Genomic DNA, 22053 nt, shown 5'->3' on the forward strand with positions numbered 1-22053 from the left:
CCCTTCGCTACCGTCGGGGCATGTCCAACCAGGGTCAGGGTCAGGGTCACGCGGTCGTCGAAGGGGTGCTGGAGCGGATCACGTACGCCAACGAGGAGAGCGGGTACACGGTCGCGCGCGTCGACACCGGGCGCGGCGGCGGCGATCTCCTCACGGTCGTCGGGGCGCTGCTCGGGGCTCAGCCGGGTGAGTCGCTGCGGATGCAGGGGCGTTGGGGCTCCCACCCGCAGTACGGCAAGCAGTTCACCGTCGAGAACTACACGACCGTGCTGCCCGCCACCGTCCAGGGCATCCGCCGCTACCTCGGCTCCGGGCTCATCAAGGGCATCGGCCCCGTCTTCGCCGACCGCATCACCCAGCACTTCGGCGTGGACACCCTCGACATCCTGGAGGCGTCCCCGGCCCGTCTGATCGAGGTGCCGGGCCTCGGCCCCAAGCGGACGAAGAACATCACCGCCGCCTGGGAGGAACAGAAGGCCATCAAGGAGGTGATGGTCTTCCTCCAGGGCGTCGGGGTCTCCACCTCCATCGCCGTGCGGATCTACAAGAAGTACGGGGACGCCTCCATCTCCGTCGTGAGGAACCAGCCCTACCGGCTGGCCGCCGACGTCTGGGGCATCGGCTTCCTCACCGCCGACAAGATCGCCCAGGCCGTCGGCATCCCGCACGACAGCCCGGACCGGGTCAAGGCGGGGCTGCAGTACGCCCTGTCCCAGTCCACCGACCAGGGGCACTGCTTCCTGCCCGAGGAGCAGCTGATCCGCGAGGCCGTGAAGCTGCTCCAGGTCGACACGGGGCTGGTCATCGAGTGCCTCGCCGAGCTGGCGGAGGATCCGGAGGGGGTCGTACGGGAGTCGGTGCCGGGGCCCGAGGGGCTGCCCGTCACGGCCGTCTACCTGATCCCCTTCCATCGCGCCGAGCTCTCCCTCGCCGCCCAGACCAAGCGCCTGCTGCACGCCGCCGAGGACCGGATGGCGGCCTTCCAGGACGTCGCCTGGGACAAGGCCCTCGCCTGGCTCGCCGACCGCACCGGGGCCTCCCTCGCACCCGAGCAGGAGGAGGCGGTGCGGCTCGCCCTGACCCGTAAGGTCGCCGTGCTCACCGGCGGCCCGGGGTGCGGCAAGTCGTTCACCGTCCGCTCGATCGTGGAGCTGGCCCGGGCCAAGCGGGCCAAGGTCGTCCTCGCCGCCCCCACCGGCCGCGCCGCAAAGCGCCTCGCCGAGCTGACCGGCACGGAGGCGTCGACCGTCCACCGGCTCCTGGAGCTCAAGCCGGGCGGGGACGCCGCCTACGACCGGGACCGCCCGCTCGACGCCGATCTGGTCGTCGTGGACGAGGCGTCCATGCTCGATCTGCTCCTCGCCAACAAGCTCGTGAAGGCCGTGGCACCCGGTGCCCACCTCCTCCTCGTGGGTGACGTGGACCAGTTGCCCTCGGTCGGCGCGGGGGAGGTGCTCGGGGATCTGCTGGCCCCCGGCAGCCCGGTGCCGGCCGTCCGGCTGACCCGGATCTTCCGCCAGGCCCAGCAATCCGGGGTCGTCACCAACGCCCACCGGATCAACGCCGGTCTGCCGCCCGTCACCACCGGCCTGCCGGACTTCTTCCTCTTCGCGGAGGACGAGACCGAGGACGCCGCACGGGTCGCCGTCGAGGTCGCGGCGCGGCGGATTCCCGCCAAGTTCGGACTCGACCCCCGCCGGGACGTCCAGGTCCTCGCGCCCATGCACCGCGGCCCCGCGGGCGCCGGCGCGCTCAACGGGCTGCTTCAGCAGGCGATCACCCCGGCCCGCCCCGACCTCCCCGAGAAGCGGTTCGGTGGCCGGGTCTTCCGCGTGGGCGACAAGGTCACGCAGATCCGCAACAACTACGAGAAGGGCGCCAACGGCGTCTTCAACGGCACCGTCGGGGTGGTGACCTCGCTCGACGCCGTCGAGCAGCGGCTGACCGTGCGCACCGACGAGGACGAGGAGGTCGGCTACGACTTCGACGAGCTGGACGAGCTGGCCCACGCCTACGCCGTCACGATCCACCGCTCCCAGGGCAGCGAGTACCCGGCCGTCGTGATCCCCGTCACCAACAGTGCCTGGATGATGCTCCAGCGGAACCTGCTCTACACGGCGGTCACCCGGGCGAAGAAGCTGGTCGTGCTGGTCGGTTCGCGGAAGGCGATCGCCCAGGCCGTACGTACGGTTTCCGCAGGCAGGCGCTTCACCGCCCTGGCCCACCGGCTCTCGGCAGCCGTGTGAAAGACCACCCCGGACTTCCCCGAACGGGGCGAAGGGGGCAAGATGAGCAGGTTGGCGGCACTGAGTGCCGCCAAATGGCCCAATGGTCGACCCCGAGTGCACTCTCCTGAGCCAAATGGGGGATGGTAGAGACAGTCAGGGCACCTCGAAGAAGAGGCACTACGTCGGTGAGGGATGACGTGAGCGACAACTCTGTAGTACTGCGGTACGCGGACGGTGAATACACCTACCCGGTGGTCGAGAGCACCGTCGGCGACAAGGGCTTCGACATCGGGAAGCTCCGAGCCCAGACCGGTCTGGTCACCCTGGACAGCGGATACGGCAACACCGCCGCCTATAAATCCGCCATCACCTACCTCGACGGCGAGCAGGGCATTCTGCGGTACCGCGGCTACCCCATCGAGCAGCTGGCGGAGCGCTCCACCTTCCTTGAGGTGGCGTACCTGCTGATCAACGGTGAGCTTCCCAAGGTCGACGAGCTCGCGACCTTCAAGAACGAGATCACCCAGCACACCCTGCTGCACGAGGACGTCAAGCGCTTCTTCGACGGCTTCCCCCGGGACGCCCACCCGATGGCGATGCTCTCCTCGGTGGTCTCCGCGCTGTCCACGTTCTACCAGGACAGCCACAACCCGTTCGACGAGAAGCAGCGCCACCTCTCCACGATCCGGCTGCTCGCCAAGCTGCCGACGATCGCGGCGTACGCGTACAAGAAGTCGATCGGCCACCCCTTCGTCTACCCGCGCAACGACCTCGGGTACGTCGAGAACTTCCTGCGCATGACCTTCTCGGTCCCGGCCCAGGAGTACGAGCTGGACCCGGTCGTGGTCTCGGCGCTGGACAAGCTGCTGATCCTGCACGCGGACCACGAGCAGAACTGTTCGACGTCCACCGTCCGTCTGGTGGGTTCGAGCCAGGCGAACATGTTCGCGTCGATCTCCGCCGGCATCTCGGCCCTGTGGGGCCCCCTGCACGGTGGCGCCAACCAGTCGGTCCTGGAGATGCTCGAGGGCATCCAGGCCAACGGTGGCAACGTCGACTCCTTCATCAACAAGGTGAAGAACAAGGAGGACGGTGTCCGCCTGATGGGCTTCGGCCACCGGGTGTACAAGTCCTTCGACCCGCGCGCCAAGATCATCAAGGCCGCGGCGCACGACGTGCTCTCCGCGCTCGGCAAGTCCGACGAGCTGCTGGACATCGCGCTCAAGCTGGAGGAGCACGCGCTCTCCGACGACTACTTCGTCTCGCGCAACCTCTACCCGAACGTGGACTTCTACACGGGCCTCATCTACCGCGCGATGGGCTTCCCGACCGAGATGTTCACCGTGCTCTTCGCGCTCGGCCGTCTGCCGGGCTGGATCGCCCAGTGGCACGAGATGATCAAGGAGCCGGGCTCCCGCATCGGCCGCCCGCGCCAGATCTACACGGGCGAGGTCCTGCGCGACTTCGTCCCGGTCGAGGGCCGCTGACGCCTCACCTCGTCGCCAGGCGCCGCACACGGCGGTGCCGCTCGACGCGGTTCCGCACGACGGCGCGGTTCCGCACGACGCGGTGCCGCGCACGGCGGTGCCGCACGAGACGCTGAACGAAAAGCGCCCCGCTGCCGATCCCCCCACGGGTCGGCGAGCGGGGCGCTTTCCATATCCCCGGTGCGGATTCCCCCCACGGGATCCGGGCCGGGCGTCTGCCGGGTTCAGCAGAAGCTAGGCGGGTCTACGCGGTCTGCCGGGGTACGTACGGGAGGGCCGCTCAAAGCTCCCCGGTGCACGTGCCCCGGCCAACGCTTGCCTGGAACGTCCCCCAAGACATCCCATGAACGTCCCCCAAGACGTTCTTGGCATCGCCCACTTAGACTCGCGAACGGCCCGAATGGTTACCCCCAAATATCTGTGATCTAGGTCTCTTTGTGAAGGTCCTGTGCGTCACGTGTAGGTGAATTCACGCGAACCTCCGAAGTCGCAGGCTGTTTGTCACGACAAATACGGACGAAAATGCCATGGCCAAACCGGCGATCATGGGGTTCAGCAATCCGAATGCGGCCAGCGGCAGGGCGGCGCAGTTGTAACCGAACGCCCACCCCAGGTTTCCCTTGATCGTCGCCAGGGTGCGGCGCGCGAGCCGGATGGCGTCCGCGGCCACCCGCAGGTCGCCGCGGACCAGCGTCAGATCGCTCGCCTCGATCGCGGCGTCCGTGCCGGTTCCCATGGCCAGACCCAGGTCGGCGGTGGCCAGCGCGGCGGCGTCGTTCACGCCGTCCCCGACCATCGCGACCGTCCGGCCCTCCGCCTGGAGGCGCCGCACCACGGCGGCCTTCTCCTGCGGCAGCACCTCGGCGAAGACCTGGTCCGCGTCGATGCCCACCTCCGCGGCCACCGTCTCGGCGACCGCCCGTCCATCCCCGGTCAGCAGGACCGGCCTCAGCCCGAGGGCGCGCAGCCGGGCGACCGCCTCCGCGCTGGTCTCCTTCACGGCGTCGGCGACCGTCAGCGCCCCGCGCGTCCGGCCGCCCCAGGCGACCTGCACGGCCCCCGGCTCCGGCAGACCGGGGACCTCGACGCCCTCCGCCTCGAGGAGAGCCGCGCGGCCGACCAGGAGGTGGTGGCCGTCGACCGTGCCGCGCACCCCGAGGCCGGGCACGTTCTCGAAGGACGTCGGTACGGGGAGTTCGTCCACGGACAGCCCGAGCCGCTCGGCGGCGCCCGCCGCGACCGCCCGGGCGACCGGGTGCTCGGAGGCGTGCTCCAGGGCGCCCACGAGGCGCAGCAGCTCGGCCTCGTCCACACCCTCGTACGCGTACACCTTCCGGAGCCGCATCCGGCCGGTCGTGATCGTCCCGGTCTTGTCGAGGACGATCGTGTCGACGCGCCGGGTGGACTCCAGGACCTCCGGGCCCTTGATCAGGATGCCGAGCTGCGCGCCGCGGCCGGTGCCGACCATGAGCGCGGTCGGGGTCGCGAGGCCGAGGGCGCAGGGGCAGGCGATGATCAGTACGGCGACGGCGGCGGTGAACGCGCCCGTGGTGTCCTGGACCACGAAGAGCCAGGTCAGCAGCGTGCCGAGGGCGATGTAGAGCACCACGGGGACGAACACGGCGGAGATCCGGTCGGCGAGGCGCTGCACCTCGGCCTTGCCGTTCTGGGCGTCCTCGACCAGCGCGGCCATCCGGGCCAGCTGGGTGTCCGCGCCGATCCGGGTCGCCCGGACGACGAGCCGGCCCGAGGTGTTGAGGCAGCCGCCGGTGACCGGGTCGCCGTCGGTCACGTCGACCGGGACGGACTCGCCGGTGAGCAGGGACGCGTCGACGGCGGAGGCGCCCTCGGCGACCGTTCCGTCGGTGGCGATCTTCTCGCCAGGGCGTACGACGAAGAGCTCGCCGACCCGCAGCGCGTCCACCGGGATCCGTACCTCCGCACCGTCCCTCAGGACGGCCACGTCCTTCGCGCCGAGCGCCATCAGCGCGCGCAGCGCGGAGCCCGCCTTCCGTTTGGCGCGGGCCTCCAGGTAGCGGCCGAGGAGGATGAAGGTGACGACACCGGCCGCGACCTCCAGATAGACGGTGGAGGAGCCGTCGGCGCGGCCGACGGTGAGGTCGAAGCCGTGCCGCATGCCGGGCATGCCCGCGTCACCGAGGAACAGCGCCCACAGCGACCAGCCGAAGGCGGCCAGCGTGCCGATCGAGACGAGGGTGTCCATGGTCGCCGCGCCGTGCCGCAGGTTGGTCCAGGCGGCGCGGTGGAAGGGCAGCCCGCCCCAGACGACGACCGGCGCGGTGAGGGTGAGGGAGAGCCACTGCCAGTTGTCGAACTGGAAGGCCGGGACCATGGCGAGCAGCATGACCGGTGCGGAGAGTACGGCCGAGACGGTCAGCCGCGTGCGGAGCGAATCGAGCTCGGGGTCGGCCTCGCGCGGCGCCTCCGATGGCTCCGGGGCCGGCGGCGCGGGCTCCTCGGCGGTGTAGCCGGTCTTGATGACCGTCGCGATCAGGTCGGCGACCTCCGTCCCCGCCGGATGCGCGATCTTCGCCTTCTCCGTGGCGTAGTTGACGGTCGCCGTGACGCCGTCCATCCGGTTGAGCTTCTTCTCGACGCGGGCCGCGCAGGAGGCGCAGGTCATCCCGCCGATGACGAGCTCGGTCGTGACGGTGGGCGCGGTGCTCGATGTCGCGGTGCTCGATGTCATGGGTGCCGTTCCGAACGGGAGCAGGGCCGTACCGCGTACGGTACGGCCCTGTCCTTGTGTGCCGGGAGTCTGGTCCGGGAGCGTGGTCCGGGCCTCGTGGATCAGGCCTGGCCGACGAGTTCGTAGCCGGCCTCGTCGACGGCGGCGCGGACGGCCTCCTCGTCGAGCGGGGCCTGGGAGACGACGGTGACCTGGCCGGTGGAGGCCACGGCCTTGACGGAGGAGACCCCGGCGATCTCGGAGATCTCGCTGGAGACCGCGCCCTCGCAGTGCCCGCAGGTCATTCCCTTGACCTGGTACACGGTGGTGAGTTCGGTCGTCGTCTCGGCGGTCATGACGGTCTCCTCTTCGAGGGCGTGCTGGTACAGGGTCGTACTGAAGCACAGTTTATACCCCTAGGGGGTATGAATCCAGTCGCGCGCCGGACCGGTGGGCCGTGAGGACCGTTGCCCATGGTAGATACCCGACATGTCGCATTCCGGGACCACCTTGATCCTGATCATGTCGATCGCCGTTCTGGCGCCGCTGCTGGCCTACGCCGTGGGGCGCCGACTGCCCGTCCCGCTCGTCATCTTCGAGATCCTGCTCGGCATCCTCGTCGGCCCCGACGTCCTCGGCTGGGCGCACACGGGCCCGCTGATCGACGGCCTCTCGGAGCTCGGCCTCGCGATGCTGATCTTCCTCGCCGGGTACGAGATCGAGTTCGGCAAGGTCCGGGGCGACACCCTCAGGCGCTCGGTGGGGGCGTGGCTGGTCGCCCTGGCCCTCGGACTCGGCGCCGGGGTGCTGCTGGGCGACGGGTTCCACAAGGGCGTCTTCATCGGGGTGGCGCTGACCAGCACGGCGCTCGGCACCGTCCTGCCCGTGCTGCGGGACGCGGGAGATCTGCACGGCCGGTTCGGCACGGTGGTGATGGCCTTCGGCGCGGTCGGGGAGTTCGGTCCGATCATCGCGATGACCCTGCTCCTGAGCGGGCGCAACGCGGCCCAGTCGACGGTGCTGCTCGCGATCTTCGCCGTCCTGACGGCGGGGGCCGTCCTCTGGGCGCTGCGGCCGAGGCCGCCGTGGTTCTCCCGGATCATCGCCAGGACCATGCACACCAGCGGCCAGTTCGCCGTCCGCTTCGTGTTCCTGCTGCTCGCGCTGATGCTGGGCGCCTCGCAGGCCCTCGGTCTCGACGTGCTGCTCGGCGCGTTCGCCGCCGGACTGATCACCCGGCTCGTCCTGACCGGTGCCGCGCCCGAGTCGGGGCCGGCGATCCTGGAGAAGGTCGAGGCCGTCGGCTTCGGCTTCCTGGTGCCGGTCTTCTTCGTCGTCACGGGCATCGAGTTCGACCTGGACTCGCTGCTCGACGGCGGCCGGACGCTGCTCCTGCTGCCGGTCTTCCTGCTGCTGTTCGTGGTGGTGCGGGGCGGGCCCGTCTGGTTCCTCGCCCCTGGCGACCTGGTGCGCAGGGACCGGAGCGCGCTGGTGCTCTACGAGTCCACGGCCCTGCCGCTCGTCGTCGCGATCACCACCATCGGGCTCGACGACGAGGCGCTGACGGCCGGGGAGGCGGCGGCGCTCGTGGGGGCGGGGATGCTGTCCGTCCTCGTCCTCCCGATCCTCGCGATGAAGATCCGGGCGAAGGCGGGCGGCGCCCCCGGGGCGGGGGTCCGTAAGGCGGTTACGGGGTCGGAGTCGTGGTGAGCGCGCTGCCGGCGGCGGTCGGCGCGTTCCCGATGAGCGGGCAGAGGTAGCTCAGGAGGAGCGCCTTCAGTTCGGCGATCGCCGCGTCCCGTGCCGGCCCTTCGGCGGCGGCGAGGATCAGGGTGAGACCGCCCTTGACGACCGCGAAGGTCATCTCGGCCTTGAGGGTGCGGTCCTCGGGGGTGTGGTCCGGCAGGTGGTGGTCGAACAGGCTCTGGACCGAGGTCAGGAGCGAGGCGTGCAGGGCGTCGTGCTCCTCGGCGATCCGGCCGGGGATCTCGGAGCCGTGCATCAGGGCGAGGAAGACCGGGTTCTTGCAGTTGAACTCGATCATCGGGTCGAGCACCGCGTCCACGAGCTCGGGCAGCGGCAGGGCGAGGTTGGCCGGGGTGAACGCCTGTCCGTGCATCTCGCGCATCTGGTGCAGCAGGCGGCCGCCGAGCTCGACGGCGATCGCCTCCTTGTTGGGGAAGTACTGGTAGAGCGTGCCGGGGGAGACGCTGGCCTCGCGGGCGATCGCGTTGGTGCTGGCGGCCGTGTAGCCGTTCGTGCAGAAGACGTTCGCGGCCGCCTGGAGCAGCTGCGCGATGCGGCGCTCGCCGCGGGCCTGCCGACGGCGCGGCTTCTGTTCGGCCGAACTCTCGGGCGTCTCCTCGGACATGACTGTCCCCAGCTCTCTCGGCATGTTTGACAAACACGAGAAGTCGCTCGCATTCTTGTGAAACGCGAGCGATGACTCGTGTTTGCCAGTCTATGGCAATGGGCGACCCATGCGACCTGCCGGGAAGCGAGCGCATGGGTCACGGTGAAGGGGACACCGCGTCATGGCCGAAGTCAAGAATTCAGGGCCCGCGCCGGGCGGGGGGTGGACCCGGTTCGTGACGGCCAGGCCACGGCTGTCCCTGCTGGTCGCGCTCGTGATCACCGCGCTCTCCGTGCTCGCGGGCAGCGGCGTCGCCGACCGGATGGGGAGCGGCGGCTTCGAGGACCCGGACGCCGAATCCACGTACGCGACACAGGTCCTGGAGCGGGAGTTCCCCGCCTCGCAGCCCAATCTGCTCCTGCTCGTGAACGCCCGGGAGGACGGGGTCGACGATCCCGCCGTGGCCGCCGAGGCCCGGCGGCTCGCCGAGCGGCTCGACGCCGAGGAGGGGGTCGGCGGCATCGGCTCCTACTGGGGGACCGCTTCCCCGGCCCTGCGCTCCGAGGACGGCCGGCAGGCGGTGATCGTCGCCCGGGTCGAGGGGGACGAGAAGGCGGCCGGCGAGATCCTGGAGCGGATCGCCCCCGACTACCGGGGTACGCACGGACCGGTCGAGGTCTCCGTCGGCGGCCAGTTGGCCGTGCAGCACGAGATGCAGACGGTCGTCGAGGAGGACCTGCTGCGCGCCGAGCTGATCGCCCTGCCGGTGACGCTCGTCCTGCTCGTCATGGTCTTCGGCAGCGCCGTGGCCGCGCTGCTGCCGCTGGGGATCGGCATCGTGGCCATCCTGGGGACGAACGCGGTGCTGCGCGGTCTCACCGAACTCACCGACGTCTCGGTCTTCGCGCAGAACCTGACGACGGCACTCGGGCTCGGACTCGCCATCGACTACGCCCTGTTCGTGGTCCGCAGGTTCCGCGAGGAGCTCGCCCGCGGGGCCGACACCCGGACCGCCGTCGGGACCACGCTGCGGACGGCCGGGCGGACGGTGCTCTTCTCCGCCCTGACCGTGGCGGCCTCGCTCGCCGCGATGCTCGTCTTCCCGCAGTACTTCCTGCGCTCCTTCGCCTACGCGGGCATCGCGGTGGTGCTGCTCGCCGCGGCGGCCGCGCTGGTTCTGCTGCCCGCCGCCCTGATGCTGCTCGGGGAGCGAGTCAACGCGCTCGACCTGCGGCGCCTCTTCAAGCGCCACGGCCGGACCGCCGAAGGCGCGGACCAGGAGGGGAGGGAGCCGGAGGCCAGGGAGCCGGGGGTCGGCTGGGCGCGGACGGCGACGCTGGTGATGCGACGCGCGCCGGTCTTCGCCGTCGTCACCACGGCGGGTCTCGTGCTGCTCGGACTCCCCTTCCTCGGCGCCAAGTTCGGCACGGTCGACGACCGGCAGCTCCCGGCCACCGCCGAGTCCCGGGTGGTCCAGGACGAGCTGCGCGACGGCTTCCCCGGCAGCCCGGGCGGCGGCATCACCGTCCTCGCAGAAGGCCGCGCCACTCCTGCCGAGTACGCCGGCTACCGCGAGCGGATCGCGGCCCTCGACGGGATCGTGCGGGTGGACGGACCGGTGACGTCGGGCACCGGCGCCGCAGCTCACGCGTACTTCACGGTGATCCCGGAGGGCGAGGGCGTCGGCGACACCGCCCAGCGCGTGGTCGGCGAACTGCGCGCCGCGACCGCCCCGTTCGACACGTCCGTCACCGGAGTCGCCGCTGTCCTGGTCGACTCCAAGGACGCCATAGGCGACCGGCTGCCGTGGGCGGGGGCGATCATCGTGGTCGTCACCCTGCTCCTGGTGTTCCTGCTGACCGGCAGTGTGCTGATCCCGATCCAGGCCGTCGTCCTCAACGGGCTCAGCCTGACCGCGATGTTCGGCGCGGTCGTCTGGGTCTTCCAGGAAGGCCACCTCTCCGGGTTCCTCGGCTTCACCCCGACCGGCGACATCGAGACGACCCTGCCGGTGCTGATGTTCTGCGTCGCCTTCGGACTCTCCATGGACTACGGGGTGTTCCTGATATCCCGGATCAAGGAGGAGTACGACGAGACGGGCGACCACGACCACGCGGTCCGGTTCGGCCTGCGCCGCACGGGCGGCCTGATCACCGCCGCCGCCGTGATCCTGGCCGTCGTCATGGTGGCCATCGGCACCTCGCGGGTGACCAACACCAAGATGCTGGGCCTCGGTATCGCGCTCGCCGTGCTGGTGGACGCGATGGTGATCCGCAGCCTGCTCGTGCCCGCCGTGATGAAGCTGACCGGCCGCCTGACCTGGTGGGCCCCGGGCCCGCTGCGCCGCTTCCACGACCGGTTCGGAGTCAGCGAGGGCGGAGGTGCGACGAAGGCGCCGACCGCGGCACCGGAGGTGACGGAGGCGTCGGAGCGGGCGGAACCGTCGGAGCGGGCGGACGAGGGCGCCCGGGACAAGGAGTCCGTCGGCCGCTAGGCGCGCAGCCCGGATCGTGCCGGGCAGGCCGCCAGGCGCGCAGCCCGGATCGTCCCGGGCAGGCCGAGGGCCCCGCACCCGTGTGGGGTGTGGGGCCCTGCCCGTGCCGGGTGGAGGTCAGTCCCGACGGCTCCGGTTGCCCGGGCGGTTGGCCACCCAGGCGCGGATCGTGTCCGCGTACCAGTAGGGCTTGCCCGACTCGACATGGTCGGGCGTCGGCAGGAGGCCGTGCTTCCGGTAGGAGCGGACGGTGTCCGGCTGCACCTTGATGTGTGCGGCGATGTCCTTGTACGACCAGAGCCGTCTGTCCGTCATGCGTGGCACCTCCCTGCGCGCCTCGCAGCGGCGGCGGGGGTGCCGTTCGGGGGAGCTGCGGGGCAAGCGCTGGCGATCACTGAGCCTGTGCCCGATGCAACGACCCCTTCCAACGGGAAGGGCGGGGCTGTCGAACGGCTGTGACGTAAAGCCCGCGTAATGGAGACATGTGTGACGACAGGAGGACGGATGTGACGTAAGTGACGCAAGGTCACATCGGCGCGCCGAACGGCGTTCCCGCGGTTCCTATGCTCCGCAGGAGCGCAGGAAGCGGCGGGTGCGGACCGCGATCGGATACGGCCTGTCCGGCTCGCACGGGTACATGTCCTGCTCGACGATGGCGAAGAGCTCCACACCGAGCGCCTGTGCCGCCGCGAGGACCGGCTCGAGGGCCGGGACCCCGGAGGGCGGCTCGCACATCACGCCGCGTGCCACGGCCGGACCGAACGGCACCTCGTCGGCGACGACCCCGGCCAGGATCTCCGGGTCGACCTGCTTGAGATGGAGGTAGCCGATCCGCTCGCCGTACGTCTCGATCAGCTTGACGCTGTCGCCCCCGCAGTACGCGTAGTGCCCGGTGTCCAGACAGAGGGAGACCAGCTCCGGATCGGTCGCGTCCAGGAAGCGGGCCACGTTCTCCTCGGTGTCGACGTGGGTGTCGGCGTGCGGATGGACGACGATCCGCAGCCCGTACCGGTCCCGGACCTCGCGGCCGAGGCGCTCCGTCAGACCGGTCAGATCGCGCCATTGCCCGGCGGTGAGCGTGCGGTCCTCCAGGACCTCGCCCGTCTTGTCGTCCCGCCAGAAGGAGGGGATGACGACGAGATGCTCCGCGCCCATCGCCTGAGCGAGGGCCGCGTTGTCGGCGACATGGGCCCAGGTCTTCTCCCAGACGGCCGGACCGTGGTGCAGCCCGGTGAAGACCGTGCCCGCCGACACCCGCAGACCCCTGCGGCCCGTCTCCTCGGCCAGGACGGCGGGATCGGTGGGCAGATAGCCGTACGGTCCGAGCTCGATCCACGCGTAGCCGGCGTCGGCGACCTCGTCGAGGAAGCGCTGCCAGGGAACCTGCCGTGGATCGTCGCGGAACCAGACGCCCCAGGAGTCGGGGGCGGAGCCGATACGGATACGGGACAGCGGCGACGGCTTCGTCATGAGAGCCACCTTGGCCGCGCCCGGAACGACGAGTCAAGACGCTCGTCCGAATGTAAGGACATAGCGTTGACAGGGTTCGGGGCGGACGGCTAGACCTGGGTGCGGGGCCGAGGCGAGAGGTGGCGCGCGTGGATGCGGAGCCGTACGAGCTGATCACGATGGGGCGACTCGGCGTGGACCTCTACCCCCTCCAGGTCGGCGTTCCGCTCGCCCGGGTCGAGACCTTCGGGAAGTTCCTGGGCGGCTCGCCCGCGAACGTGGCGGTCGCGGCGGCCCGGCTCGGACGGCGTACCGCCCTGGTGAGCCGGACCGGAGCGGATCCGTTCGGGGAGTACCTCCACGAGGAGCTGGCGGCGTTCGGGGTCGACGACCGCTGGGTGACGGCGGTGGCGGCGTATCCGACCCCGGTGACGTTCTGCGAGATCTTCCCGCCCGACGACTTCCCGATCCACTTCTACCGGCAGCCCCGGGCGCCGGACCTGGAGATCCACGCGGCGGAGCTGGACCTGGCGGCCGTCCGGGCGGCGCGGGCGTTCTGGGTGACGGGAACGGGGCTGAGCGTCGAGCCCAGCCGGGCGGCGACGCTGGGGGCGCTGCGGGAGCGGGGCGGTGCGGAGCTGACCGTTCTCGACCTGGACTGGCGTCCGGTGCTCTGGCCCGATCCGGCCGAGGCGGGACCGCTCTACCGGGAGGCCCTGAGAACGGCCACGGTCGCCGTCGGCAACCTGGACGAGTGCGAGGTCGCGACCGGGGAGCGCGAACCGTACGCGGCGGCCCGCGCCCTGCTCGCCGCCGGGGTCCGGCTCGCGGTCGTCAAGCAGGGCCCCAAGGGGGTCCTCGCGATGACCGCCGACGGGGAGAGCGCCGAGGTCGCGCCCCTGCCGGTCGACGTGGTCAACGGCCTCGGCGCGGGCGACGCGTTCGGCGGGGCGCTGTGCGACGGGCTGCTCGCCGGCTGGGACCTGGACCGCGTCCTCCGCCGGGCCAACGCGGCGGGCGCGATCGTGGCCGGCCGCCTCGCCTGCTCCCCGGCGATGCCCTACGCCGACGAGATCGACCGGGCCCTGGCCACCGGCACCGGCACGCTCCCGGAGCGCACGCCATGACCGCCCGCCCCACCGACTCCTGGCGCACCCGAGCCGCCCACCGCCGAGCGAGCGGCCCGAAGATCCCGCCCACGCCCAGCACTTCGCAGCCCCCACCCCCCACGCCGGCCCCTCCCCCGAAGCCGGCCCCGCCCGCCACCTCGACCCCCACGCGCGGCACGCCCCCCGCGCCCGACCCCCTCCGCCAGGCCGCGCACCCCGCGCCGCCGTGGCGGTTCGCTCGGGCCGCGCGGGTCGTGGGTGTGGGCGACGGGCTCGAGCCCGTCGACGTCGAGCGGCTCGTCTCGCTCCGGGCCCGGCGGCCCGAGGCCGTGGGGGAGGCCGCCGCGGCGCGGCGGAGGCGGGCGTGGTTCGAGGACCGCGAGCGGCTGCTGATCGTCGCCGCCGACCATCCCGCCCGTGGCGCGCTCGGTGTCGGGGCGCGGCCGTACGCGATGGCGGACCGCGCCGACCTCCTCGCACGGCTCCGGCTCGCGCTCTCCCGGCCCGGCGTCGACGGCGTCCTCGCCTCCGCCGACATCCTCGACGACCTGCTCCTGCTCGGCGCCCTTGACGACCGGCTCGTCATAGGGTCGATGAACCGCGGCGGCCTCGCCGGGGCCTCCTTCGAGCTCGACGACCGGTTCACCGGTCACCGCCCCCAGGACCTCGCCCGGCTCGGCTTCGACGGCGGCAAGCTCCTCCTGCGGATCGACCCGGACGACCCCGGCTCGCTCTCCACCCTCCACTCCGCCGCCCGCGCCGTCGACGACATGGCCGCCCTGAGGCTGCCCGTCTTCGTCGAACCGTTCCTCTGCCACCGCGACCGCGACGGCCGGCTCCACAACGACCTGTCCGCCGAGGCCGTCAGCACCTCCCTCGCCGTCGCCTCCGGCCTCGGCGGCACCTCCGCCTACACCTGGCTCAAGGTCCCGGTCACCGACCACCCCGACGACATGGCCCGCGTCCTGGAGACCACCACCCTCCCCACCGTCCTCCTCGGCGGAGACCCCGGGCCCGGCCCGGACGCCCAGGAGGTCGCGTACGAGAGATGGCGCGCCGCGCTGCGCCTGCCCACCGTCCGGGGCCTGGTCGTCGGCCGCGCCCTGCTCTATCCCGCGGACGGCGATGTGGCCGGAGCCGTCGATACCGCTGCGCGGCTGCTGCGGGAAGCGGTAGGAAGGAGTACGCACCGCCCATGAACGATCTCCATCTGCCCGCCGGGACCGCCTCCCACGGGTCGTACGCGCTCCACGTCGACCCCGACCGGGCCGGCTGGGCGCACTCCGCACTGCGCGTCCTCGAACTCGGCCCGGGAGCCACCCACCTCCTGGACACCGGGGACAGCGAATGGATCGTGCTTCCGCTCTCCGGCGGCTGTACGGTGCACGTCGACGGCCAGACGCTTCAACTCCTGGGCCGCGAGAGCGTGTTCGGCGGAGTGTCCGACTTCGCGTACGTGCCCCGCGACGCCCGAGTCCAGATCGCCTCCGGTGCGGGAGGCCGCTTCGCTTTGGCAGGAGCGAAGTGCGAGCGACGACTCCCCGCTCGCTACGGCCCCGCGCCGGAGGTACCCGTCGAGGCCCGCGGCAGCGGCAACCAGGCACGGCAGGTACGTAACTTCGCCGCCGCCGGCGTCTTCGAGGCGGATCGTCTGATCGCCGTCGAGGTGATCACCCCCGGCGGCAACTGGTCCTCCTACCCGCCCCACAAGCACGACGAGCACCGCCCGGGCGCCGAGTCCGAGCTGGAGGAGATCTACTACTTCGAGATCGCCGGCGGTGGAGTCGGCTACCAGCGGATCTCCCCCTCCCGGCCCGGCGGCGCCGACCTCCTCGCCGAGGTCCGCACGGGCGACGCCGTCCTCGTGCCCGACGGCTGGCACGGACCGTCCATCGCGCAGCCGGAGCACGCCATGTACTACCTGAACGTGATGGCGGGACCAGGACCGGAGAGGGAGTGGAAGATCTGCTTCCATCCCGACCACTCGGAGGGGTACACGTGAGCACTCTGACCGTCGCGCAGGCGCTGGTGCGGTTCCTCGCCGCGCAGTACACCGAACGCGACGGCGTACGGCGCCGGTTGATCGCCGCCACCTGGGGCATCTTCGGCCACGGGAACGTCGCCGGGATCGGCCAGGCCCTCGTCGAGCACGGCGAGGAGATGCCGTACCACCAGGGGCGCAACGAACAGGCCATGGTGCACGCGGCCGTCGGCTACGCCCGCCAGTCGAACCGGCTCTCCGCGCACGCCGTGACCACCTCCATCGGCCCCGGCGCCACCAACCTCGTCACCGGTGCCGCGCTCGCCACCGTCAACCACCTCCCGGTGCTGCTGCTGCCCGGCGACACCTTCGCCACCCGCCCCGCCGACCCCGTCCTCCAGCAGCTCGAAGTCCCGTACGCGGGCGATGTGTCGGTCAACGACTGTCTGCGGCCGGTCTCCACGTACTTCGACCGGATCACCCGCCCCGAGGCGCTGATCCCCGCCGCGCTGGCCGCCGTGCGGGTTCTCGCCGACCCCGTCCAGACCGGGGCCGTGACGCTCGCCCTGCCGCAGGACGTGCAGGCGGAGGCGTACGACTGGCCGGAGGAGTTCTTCGCCGAGCGGGTCTGGCGCGTGCGCCGGCCCGTGCCCGACGACGCCGAACTGGAGGCGGCGGCCGCGGCGATCGGCCGGGCGACCCGTCCGCTGATCGTCGCGGGCGGCGGAGTCAAGTACAGCGGCGCCGAGGAGGCGCTCGCCACCTTCGCCTCCCTGACCGGCATCCCGGTCGCCTCCACCCAGGCCGGCAAGGGCGCCCTGCGCCACGACCATCCGCAGGACGTCGGCGCCGTCGGGCACACCGGCACCGCCGTCGCCGACCACCTGGCGCGCACGGCCGACGTGGTGATCGGGGTCGGCACCCGCTGGACCGACTTCACGACCGCCTCCGGGACCCTGTTCACCCACCCGGACGTCCGGTTCGTCAACCTCAGCATCGCGGCCTTCGACTCGCACAAGATGGCCGCGCTGCCCCTGGTCGCGGACGCCCGGGAGGGACTGGAAGCGCTCCACGCGCTGCTCGACCCGCACCATGTCACCGAGCACTACGTGCACGAGTACGCGGAGGAGAAGCTCCGCTGGGAGGCCCGTGTCACGGCCGCCTGCACCGCGGCGGACGAGGCGGCCCGGCCCACCCAGCCGCAGGTCCTCGGCGCACTCGACACCCTGGTCACCGGGGACGACATCCTGATCAACGCGGCCGGCTCGCTCCCCGGCGACCTCCACAAGCTCTGGCGGGCCCGGTCCGCCGACCAGTACCACGTCGAGTACGGCTATTCGTGCATGGGCTACGAGATCCCGGCGGCGATCGGGGTGGCCCTCGCCGCGCCGGGGCGGCCGGTCTGGGCGCTCGTCGGAGACGGTACGTATCTGATGAATCCCACCGAAATCGTCACCGCCGTGCAGGAAGGACTCCCCATCAAGGTGGTGATCCTGCAGAACCACGGGTACGCCTCCATCGGAGGTCTTTCGGAGGCCGTGGGCGGTGAGCGGTACGGCACCGCGTACCGCTTCCGCGCCCCCGACGGCACCTTCACCGGGGACCCGCTCCCCGTCGACCTGGCCGCCAACGCCGCCTCGCTCGGGATGCGGGTGCTCACTGCACGTACCGTACGTGACCTGCGAGAAGCCTTCGCCGACGCGCGGGCGTCGACCGTTCCCACATGTGTCTATGTCGAGACCGAAACGGCAGACACAGTGTCGGGCGCGCCCCCCGCCCAGGCGTGGTGGGATGTGCCCGTGGCCGAGACCTCGACCCGCGCGTCGGCGGTCAAGGCCCGGGAGGAGTACGACCGGCACGTCACCGCCCGACGCCGCCATCTCTGAAGGAGCATTCCGGCATGACGAACACCGAGAAGACCGTCAACCACTGGATCGGTGGCAAGACCGTCGAGGGCACGTCGGGCAACTGGGGCCCGGTCACCGACCCGGCCACGGGCGCCGTGACCACGAAGGTGGCGCTCGCGTCGGTCGACGAGGTCGACGCGGCCGTGGCCGCCGCCAGGACCGCGTTCGAGACCTGGGGCACGGCGTCGCTCGCACAGCGCACCACGATCCTCTTCAAGTTCCGCGCGCTGCTCGACGCCAACCGGGACGCGATCGCCGAGCTGATCACCGCCGAGCACGGCAAGGTGCACTCCGACGCGCTGGGCGAGGTCGCCCGCGGTCTGGAGATCGTGGACCTGGCCTGCGGCATCACCACGCAGCTCAAGGGCGAGCTGTCCACCCAGGTCTCGAACCGGGTGGACGTGGCCGCGATCCGCCAGCCCGTGGGTGTGGTGGCCGGCATCACGCCGTTCAACTTCCCGGCGATGGTCCCGATGTGGATGTTCCCGCTCGCCATCGCGTGCGGCAACACCTTCATCCTCAAGCCGAGCGAGAAGGACCCCTCGCCGTCGCTGAAGATCGCCGAGCTGCTCGCCGAGGCGGGCCTGCCCGACGGTGTCTTCAACGTCGTGCACGGCGACAAGGTCGCCGTCGACCGGCTCCTGGAACACCCGGACGTCTCGGCGATCTCCTTCGTCGGCTCGACGCCGATCGCCCGGTACATCCACACCACCGCCTCCGCGGCGGGCAAGCGCGTCCAGGCGCTCGGCGGGGCGAAGAACCACATGCTGGTGCTGCCGGACGCGGACCTGGACGCGGCGGCCGACGCCGCGGTCTCGGCGGCGTACGGCTCGGCCGGTGAGCGCTGCATGGCGATCTCGGCGGTCGTCGCGGTCGGCGCGATCGGCGACGAGCTCGTGGAGAAGATCCGCGAGCGCGCCGAGAAGATCAAGATCGGCCCCGGCAACGACCCGACCTCGGAGATGGGCCCGCTGATCACGGCGGTCCACCGCGACAAGGTCGCCTCGTACGTGAAGGGCGCTGCGGACGAGGGCTGCGAGGTCGTCCTCGACGGCACGGGCTACACGGTGGACGGCTTCGAGGACGGCCACTGGATCGGCCTGTCGCTCCTGGACCACGTGCCGACGACCGCGAAGGCGTACCAGGACGAGATCTTCGGCCCGGTGCTGTGCGTGCTGCGCACCGAGACGTACGAGGAGGGCGTCGCCCTCATCAACGCGTCGCCGTTCGGCAACGGCACCGCGATCTTCACCCGCGACGGCGGCGCGGCGCGCCGCTTCCAGCTGGAGATCGAGGCGGGCATGGTCGGCGTGAACGTGCCGATCCCCGTGCCGGTGGGCTACCACTCCTTCGGCGGCTGGAAGGACTCGCTCTTCGGCGACCACCACATCTACGGCAACGACGGCGTCCACTTCTACACCCGCGGCAAGGTCGTCACCACCCGCTGGCCGGACCCCTCCGACGCCCCGGCCGGCGTGGACCTGGGCTTCCCGCGCAACCACTGACCCGTCCTGTGCTGTTGACCCCTGTCGGCTCCGGCCGACGGGGGTCAGCTCGCGTGGCCGGCGGGGTTCAGCCCGTGTGACGGAAGCCGGCCGGCACCCTGGTCCTGACCGTGGCGAGCAGCCGCCACACGCCATCCGGTTCATGGAGCCCGTGCAGAGCTCTGGCGAAGGCCAGCTCATGGTCGTCGGGATCGAGCTGGTCACGCAGCGCCCGCCAGGTGGCCTCGTAGTCCGCACACGCCTGCTGGACCGCGGCCTGCATCACGAAGTTGGGGAACGTCCCGCTGTGCTTGACCGCCTCGATCCACTGATCGCTTCGGCGGATGGGTGACAGCGAGTTGGACGGCCCGCCGATCGCCCGGCTCAGAACCTTCAGCCGTTCCTCGACGGCCCGCTCGAATCCCTGAAGACTCTCCTTGGCCGTCCCGATCTCGAACCACGTGGCTTCGTCCAGGAGGTCGTCCAGTTCGGGCAGCTGGGACGGAAGGCCGTGCCTGGCCAGCAGTGTCGAGTCGGCGAGCGCCCGGACGGTCTGCAGGAGCTTGGCCCGGTCACGCCAGTCCCGGCCCTGATTGGCTGCCACACGATGGACGCAGTGCCAGACCGACTTCTCCGTGATGAACCACTGGGCGATCAGGTGCGACTCGGCGGGGAGGAGCTTTCCGCGCAGACGCCACGTGTGTTCCATGACATGGGCGGTGCCTCCCAGCAGTTGCTGGTCGTACGCCATCATCTCGGCCCACAGCGGACGCTTGGGCCGGTCGCGGTCGGGGGCGTCATGGGGATACGTCTCGCGTTCGAAGCGGATGAACCGGTCGCTCGGGCGCAGCCATTCGAGATCCGGATCCTCCGTGAGCAGCCAGGAGCGCATGAGGGGATGGAAGCTGTTCAGGTCCGCTCTCGCCGCGGCCTCGAGTTCGTCCACGGCCTTCGCGGCGAGGCCGTCCCTTATCCGCTCGTCCTTCTGGCCGCTCATCGCCACCGCGTAGATGCACGCCGCGTTGTACCTGTCCTGCCAGGGCCGAGGCGGCCACAGCCGCCAGGTCCTGAGCATCTCCGTCGTCCGCCGCCAGATCCACCAGCCTCGCGCCTGCTCCACCCGCTTCGTGAGTTCGTCCGCCGTCACCGGCCAAGGGATGTCGTTGCGCACTCCCTTGACCTTGTGTCGTGCGGTCTGATCCACGGCCCGTGCCAGACGCAGGCGAGCCCACACGTCTCGATTGAGGCGGAGGGAGGTCCATGTGAGTCCTCTGCTCCGGCGGCTGCTGGGCTGCCTGAGGAATCGGAGGATGGGGTAGTCGCAGGCGAGTTGGTACATCTCCTCCTCGCAGGCGAGCTGGAATATCAGGCTGACCGTCTTCGGGTCGAGACGCTCCTCCCCGAGCTCGCGCTCGAGCCAGGCTCGTGCTGTCGTCTCGTCGTAGATGGGCGCGTCCGTTCCGGGCGGCGTGAGATATATGACCGTCCGCCAGTACCTCTCGACGAGTGCGGGGGCCAGCGACCTGCGAATCTCCTTCCGGGTGTGGGCGCGCCGTGGGCACTTGCGGTAGTCGGCGGGATCCACGGTCGGCCTGCACCACTGGTGAGCGGTACGTTCGGACATACCGAGGACGACGGCATAGCGGAACCGTGCTTCGAGCAGGCCGTTGCGCCACCATCGGTAACGCTTGCAGAGGGATCGACGTGGATTCCAGAGGCCCCTGCCGAGGCGGGCGCTCCGCTCCTCCCTGCTCTGCCCGTCCAGGAGGATCGCTCCGTGGTACGTCTCGAGTGCGTCGAGATGCAGCCACAGCTTCTCCTGTGTCCCGGCGATCTGGGTACGCAGGTGAATGTTGGTGGGATCGAGCCGTAGTGCCGCGTAGTAGCGGTCGAGGGCATCGTCGAACATCCGGTCCTGGCTCAGCTCCCTCGCCTCCTGGTAGGCGGCGAACAGCTCGGGCTGGAGATTCCGGCCGTGCCATTCCTGCCAGGGCGCCCTCCTGCTCGCCTGGGTGACCGGCACCAGTGCTGCCATCACCCAGTACCCCGCGGCCTGCACCGCTTCCTCCCACGTCGGCCGCCAGCACGTGTCCGTGCGGCTGCCCCTCAACGCATAGGAAGTGACGGTGACGGTGACGCCGCACTTGGGCTCCTGCGCCCGCACGCGCAGGACTCCGCGCACCGTGTAGGCGACCTTCGGCCGGAGGCGGCTGAACAGGCGCAGGATGCTCGTCCCCAGCTTCTTCGGCTCGAGGTCGATGTCGCCGAGCAGATCGAGGAAGTGCTCCGCCGGGGACTCGGCGGGGAGCGCGGACGGGGGGTAGAGGTTCGTCTCCGACAGCTGCTTGCGCAACTGGGCGGTCAGACCCTCCAGGCACGGTTCGCCGTCCGCGGTCGAGGAGACGAGTTGCTGCACGTCCACCGGACCTGGCTTGAACGCGTTGCGCTGGAGCATCCACCGGCGCAGGGCCACGAAGGAGAGAATCAGCAGCAGCAAGCACAACAGACGGAGACTCAGTCCGGCTCCGTCCTTGCCGCCCGTCACGATCCGCGCGGCGCCGTCGAAGAACCGCATGAAACCCTCGGACACGGCCTGGAGCCAGACGGGCCAGCTCTCCGAAGCCTGCCAGGCCGGGGACACCCAACCCACGCCGCTGACAGCGACGATGAGAAGAACGACGGAGAGAATCGCCAAAGCCCCCGCACGCTTCACATGGGGTACCGGCAACGATGACGAATCGATCGGGGAGTGCCGCTCGGATCGAGAGGACATATCGACCTCTGGTGGTCCTGGTCCTGGTCGTCACCTCCCAGTCTTCTACGCATTCCGGCACGAGCAAGTCGATCAGAGCGGCGGATGCGGCCGGCGAAA

General features: G+C 70.9%; 15 protein-coding genes. 9 read left to right on the top strand and 6 right to left on the bottom strand.

All coding sequences use genetic code 11. From position 1 onward, the window contains the following. Positions 1 to 20: 20 nt before the first annotated feature. Together ACFY8U_RS18815 and ACFY8U_RS18820 are read left to right on the top strand one after the other, a co-directional pair. Positions 21 to 2246, top strand: a complete 2226-nt coding sequence (locus ACFY8U_RS18815; protein WP_389571421.1) for an ATP-dependent RecD-like DNA helicase — start codon at positions 21 to 23, stop codon at positions 2244 to 2246. Between the two features lie 179 nt (positions 2247 to 2425). After that, a complete protein-coding gene (locus ACFY8U_RS18820; RefSeq protein ID WP_361439808.1) occupies positions 2426 to 3715 on the top strand; it encodes a citrate synthase in 1290 nt (429 codons plus the stop codon). 469 nt (positions 3716 to 4184) lie between these two features. Here ACFY8U_RS18820 and ACFY8U_RS18825 read toward each other — a convergent pair whose 3' ends face one another. Both ACFY8U_RS18825 and ACFY8U_RS18830 read right to left on the bottom strand, forming a co-directional pair. Next, entirely contained in the window at positions 4185 to 6425 is a 2241-nt protein-coding gene (locus ACFY8U_RS18825) for a heavy metal translocating P-type ATPase (RefSeq protein ID WP_389571424.1), read from the bottom strand. A gap of 101 nt (positions 6426 to 6526) precedes the next feature. Beyond that, the gene (locus ACFY8U_RS18830; protein ID WP_361606262.1) at positions 6527 to 6760 is read right to left on the bottom strand and encodes a cation transporter; all 234 of its coding nucleotides are present in this window, start codon (positions 6758 to 6760) and stop codon (positions 6527 to 6529) included. Between the two features lie 133 nt (positions 6761 to 6893). On the opposite strand from ACFY8U_RS18830, the gene ACFY8U_RS18835 reads away from it, so the two are divergent. Next, positions 6894 to 8114 (top strand): cation:proton antiporter, encoded by a 1221-nt coding sequence (locus ACFY8U_RS18835; protein WP_389571428.1) that lies wholly within the window; start codon positions 6894 to 6896, stop codon positions 8112 to 8114. Here the strand turns inward: ACFY8U_RS18835 and ACFY8U_RS18840 are convergent. After that, entirely contained in the window at positions 8092 to 8775 is a 684-nt protein-coding gene (locus ACFY8U_RS18840; RefSeq protein WP_389571431.1) for a TetR/AcrR family transcriptional regulator, read from the bottom strand. The genes ACFY8U_RS18835 and ACFY8U_RS18840 overlap by 23 nt on opposite strands. Positions 8776 to 8938: 163 nt before the next feature. Between ACFY8U_RS18840 and ACFY8U_RS18845 the strand changes: the two genes are divergently transcribed. Beyond that, positions 8939 to 11251, top strand: coding sequence for an MMPL family transporter (locus ACFY8U_RS18845; protein WP_389571433.1), 2313 nt, complete (start codon positions 8939 to 8941; stop codon positions 11249 to 11251). A 117-nt stretch (positions 11252 to 11368) separates the two neighbouring features. Here the strand turns inward: ACFY8U_RS18845 and ACFY8U_RS18850 are convergent, their stop codons facing one another. Together ACFY8U_RS18850 and ACFY8U_RS18855 are read right to left on the bottom strand one after the other, a co-directional pair. Next, the gene (locus ACFY8U_RS18850) at positions 11369 to 11566 is read right to left on the bottom strand and encodes a MarR family transcriptional regulator (protein ID WP_361673407.1); all 198 of its coding nucleotides are present in this window, start codon (positions 11564 to 11566) and stop codon (positions 11369 to 11371) included. A gap of 246 nt (positions 11567 to 11812) precedes the next feature. After that, positions 11813 to 12721, bottom strand: coding sequence for a sugar phosphate isomerase/epimerase family protein (locus tag ACFY8U_RS18855; protein WP_389571436.1), 909 nt, complete (start codon positions 12719 to 12721; stop codon positions 11813 to 11815). Between the two features lie 158 nt (positions 12722 to 12879). Between ACFY8U_RS18855 and iolC the strand changes: the two genes are divergently transcribed. The 5 genes from iolC to mmsA all read left to right on the top strand — a co-directional run bounded on the left by iolC (position 12880) and on the right by mmsA (position 19202). After that, complete coding sequence (gene iolC, locus ACFY8U_RS18860) at positions 12880 to 13827, top strand: 5-dehydro-2-deoxygluconokinase (RefSeq protein WP_389572081.1); 948 nt, start codon at positions 12880 to 12882, stop codon at positions 13825 to 13827. A gap of 236 nt (positions 13828 to 14063) precedes the next feature. Next, positions 14064 to 15008: a deoxyribose-phosphate aldolase gene (locus ACFY8U_RS18865; RefSeq protein ID WP_389572084.1), complete on the top strand. Its 945-nt coding sequence runs from the start codon at positions 14064 to 14066 to the stop codon at positions 15006 to 15008. Beyond that, entirely contained in the window at positions 15005 to 15811 is an 807-nt protein-coding gene (gene iolB / locus ACFY8U_RS18870; protein WP_361766792.1) for a 5-deoxy-glucuronate isomerase, read from the top strand. The genes ACFY8U_RS18865 and iolB overlap by 4 nt, the downstream gene beginning before the upstream one ends. Then, on the top strand, positions 15808 to 17676 hold the full coding sequence (gene iolD, locus ACFY8U_RS18875; RefSeq protein ID WP_389571439.1) for a 3D-(3,5/4)-trihydroxycyclohexane-1,2-dione acylhydrolase (decyclizing): 1869 nt from the start codon (positions 15808 to 15810) through the stop codon (positions 17674 to 17676). Before iolB ends, iolD begins: the two co-directional genes overlap by 4 nt. A gap of 14 nt (positions 17677 to 17690) precedes the next feature. Continuing rightward, a complete protein-coding gene (gene mmsA, locus ACFY8U_RS18880) occupies positions 17691 to 19202 on the top strand; it encodes a CoA-acylating methylmalonate-semialdehyde dehydrogenase (protein WP_389571441.1) in 1512 nt (503 codons plus the stop codon). A 67-nt stretch (positions 19203 to 19269) separates the two neighbouring features. On the opposite strand, the gene ACFY8U_RS18885 is transcribed toward mmsA, so the two are convergent. Then, positions 19270 to 21771: a hypothetical protein gene (locus ACFY8U_RS18885; protein WP_389571444.1), complete on the bottom strand. Its 2502-nt coding sequence runs from the start codon at positions 21769 to 21771 to the stop codon at positions 19270 to 19272. Between the last annotated feature and the right edge of the window lie 282 nt (positions 21772 to 22053).

This window comes from Streptomyces sp. NPDC012508 (genome assembly GCF_042902595.1).
Taxonomy (GTDB): domain Bacteria; phylum Actinomycetota; class Actinomycetes; order Streptomycetales; family Streptomycetaceae; genus Streptomyces.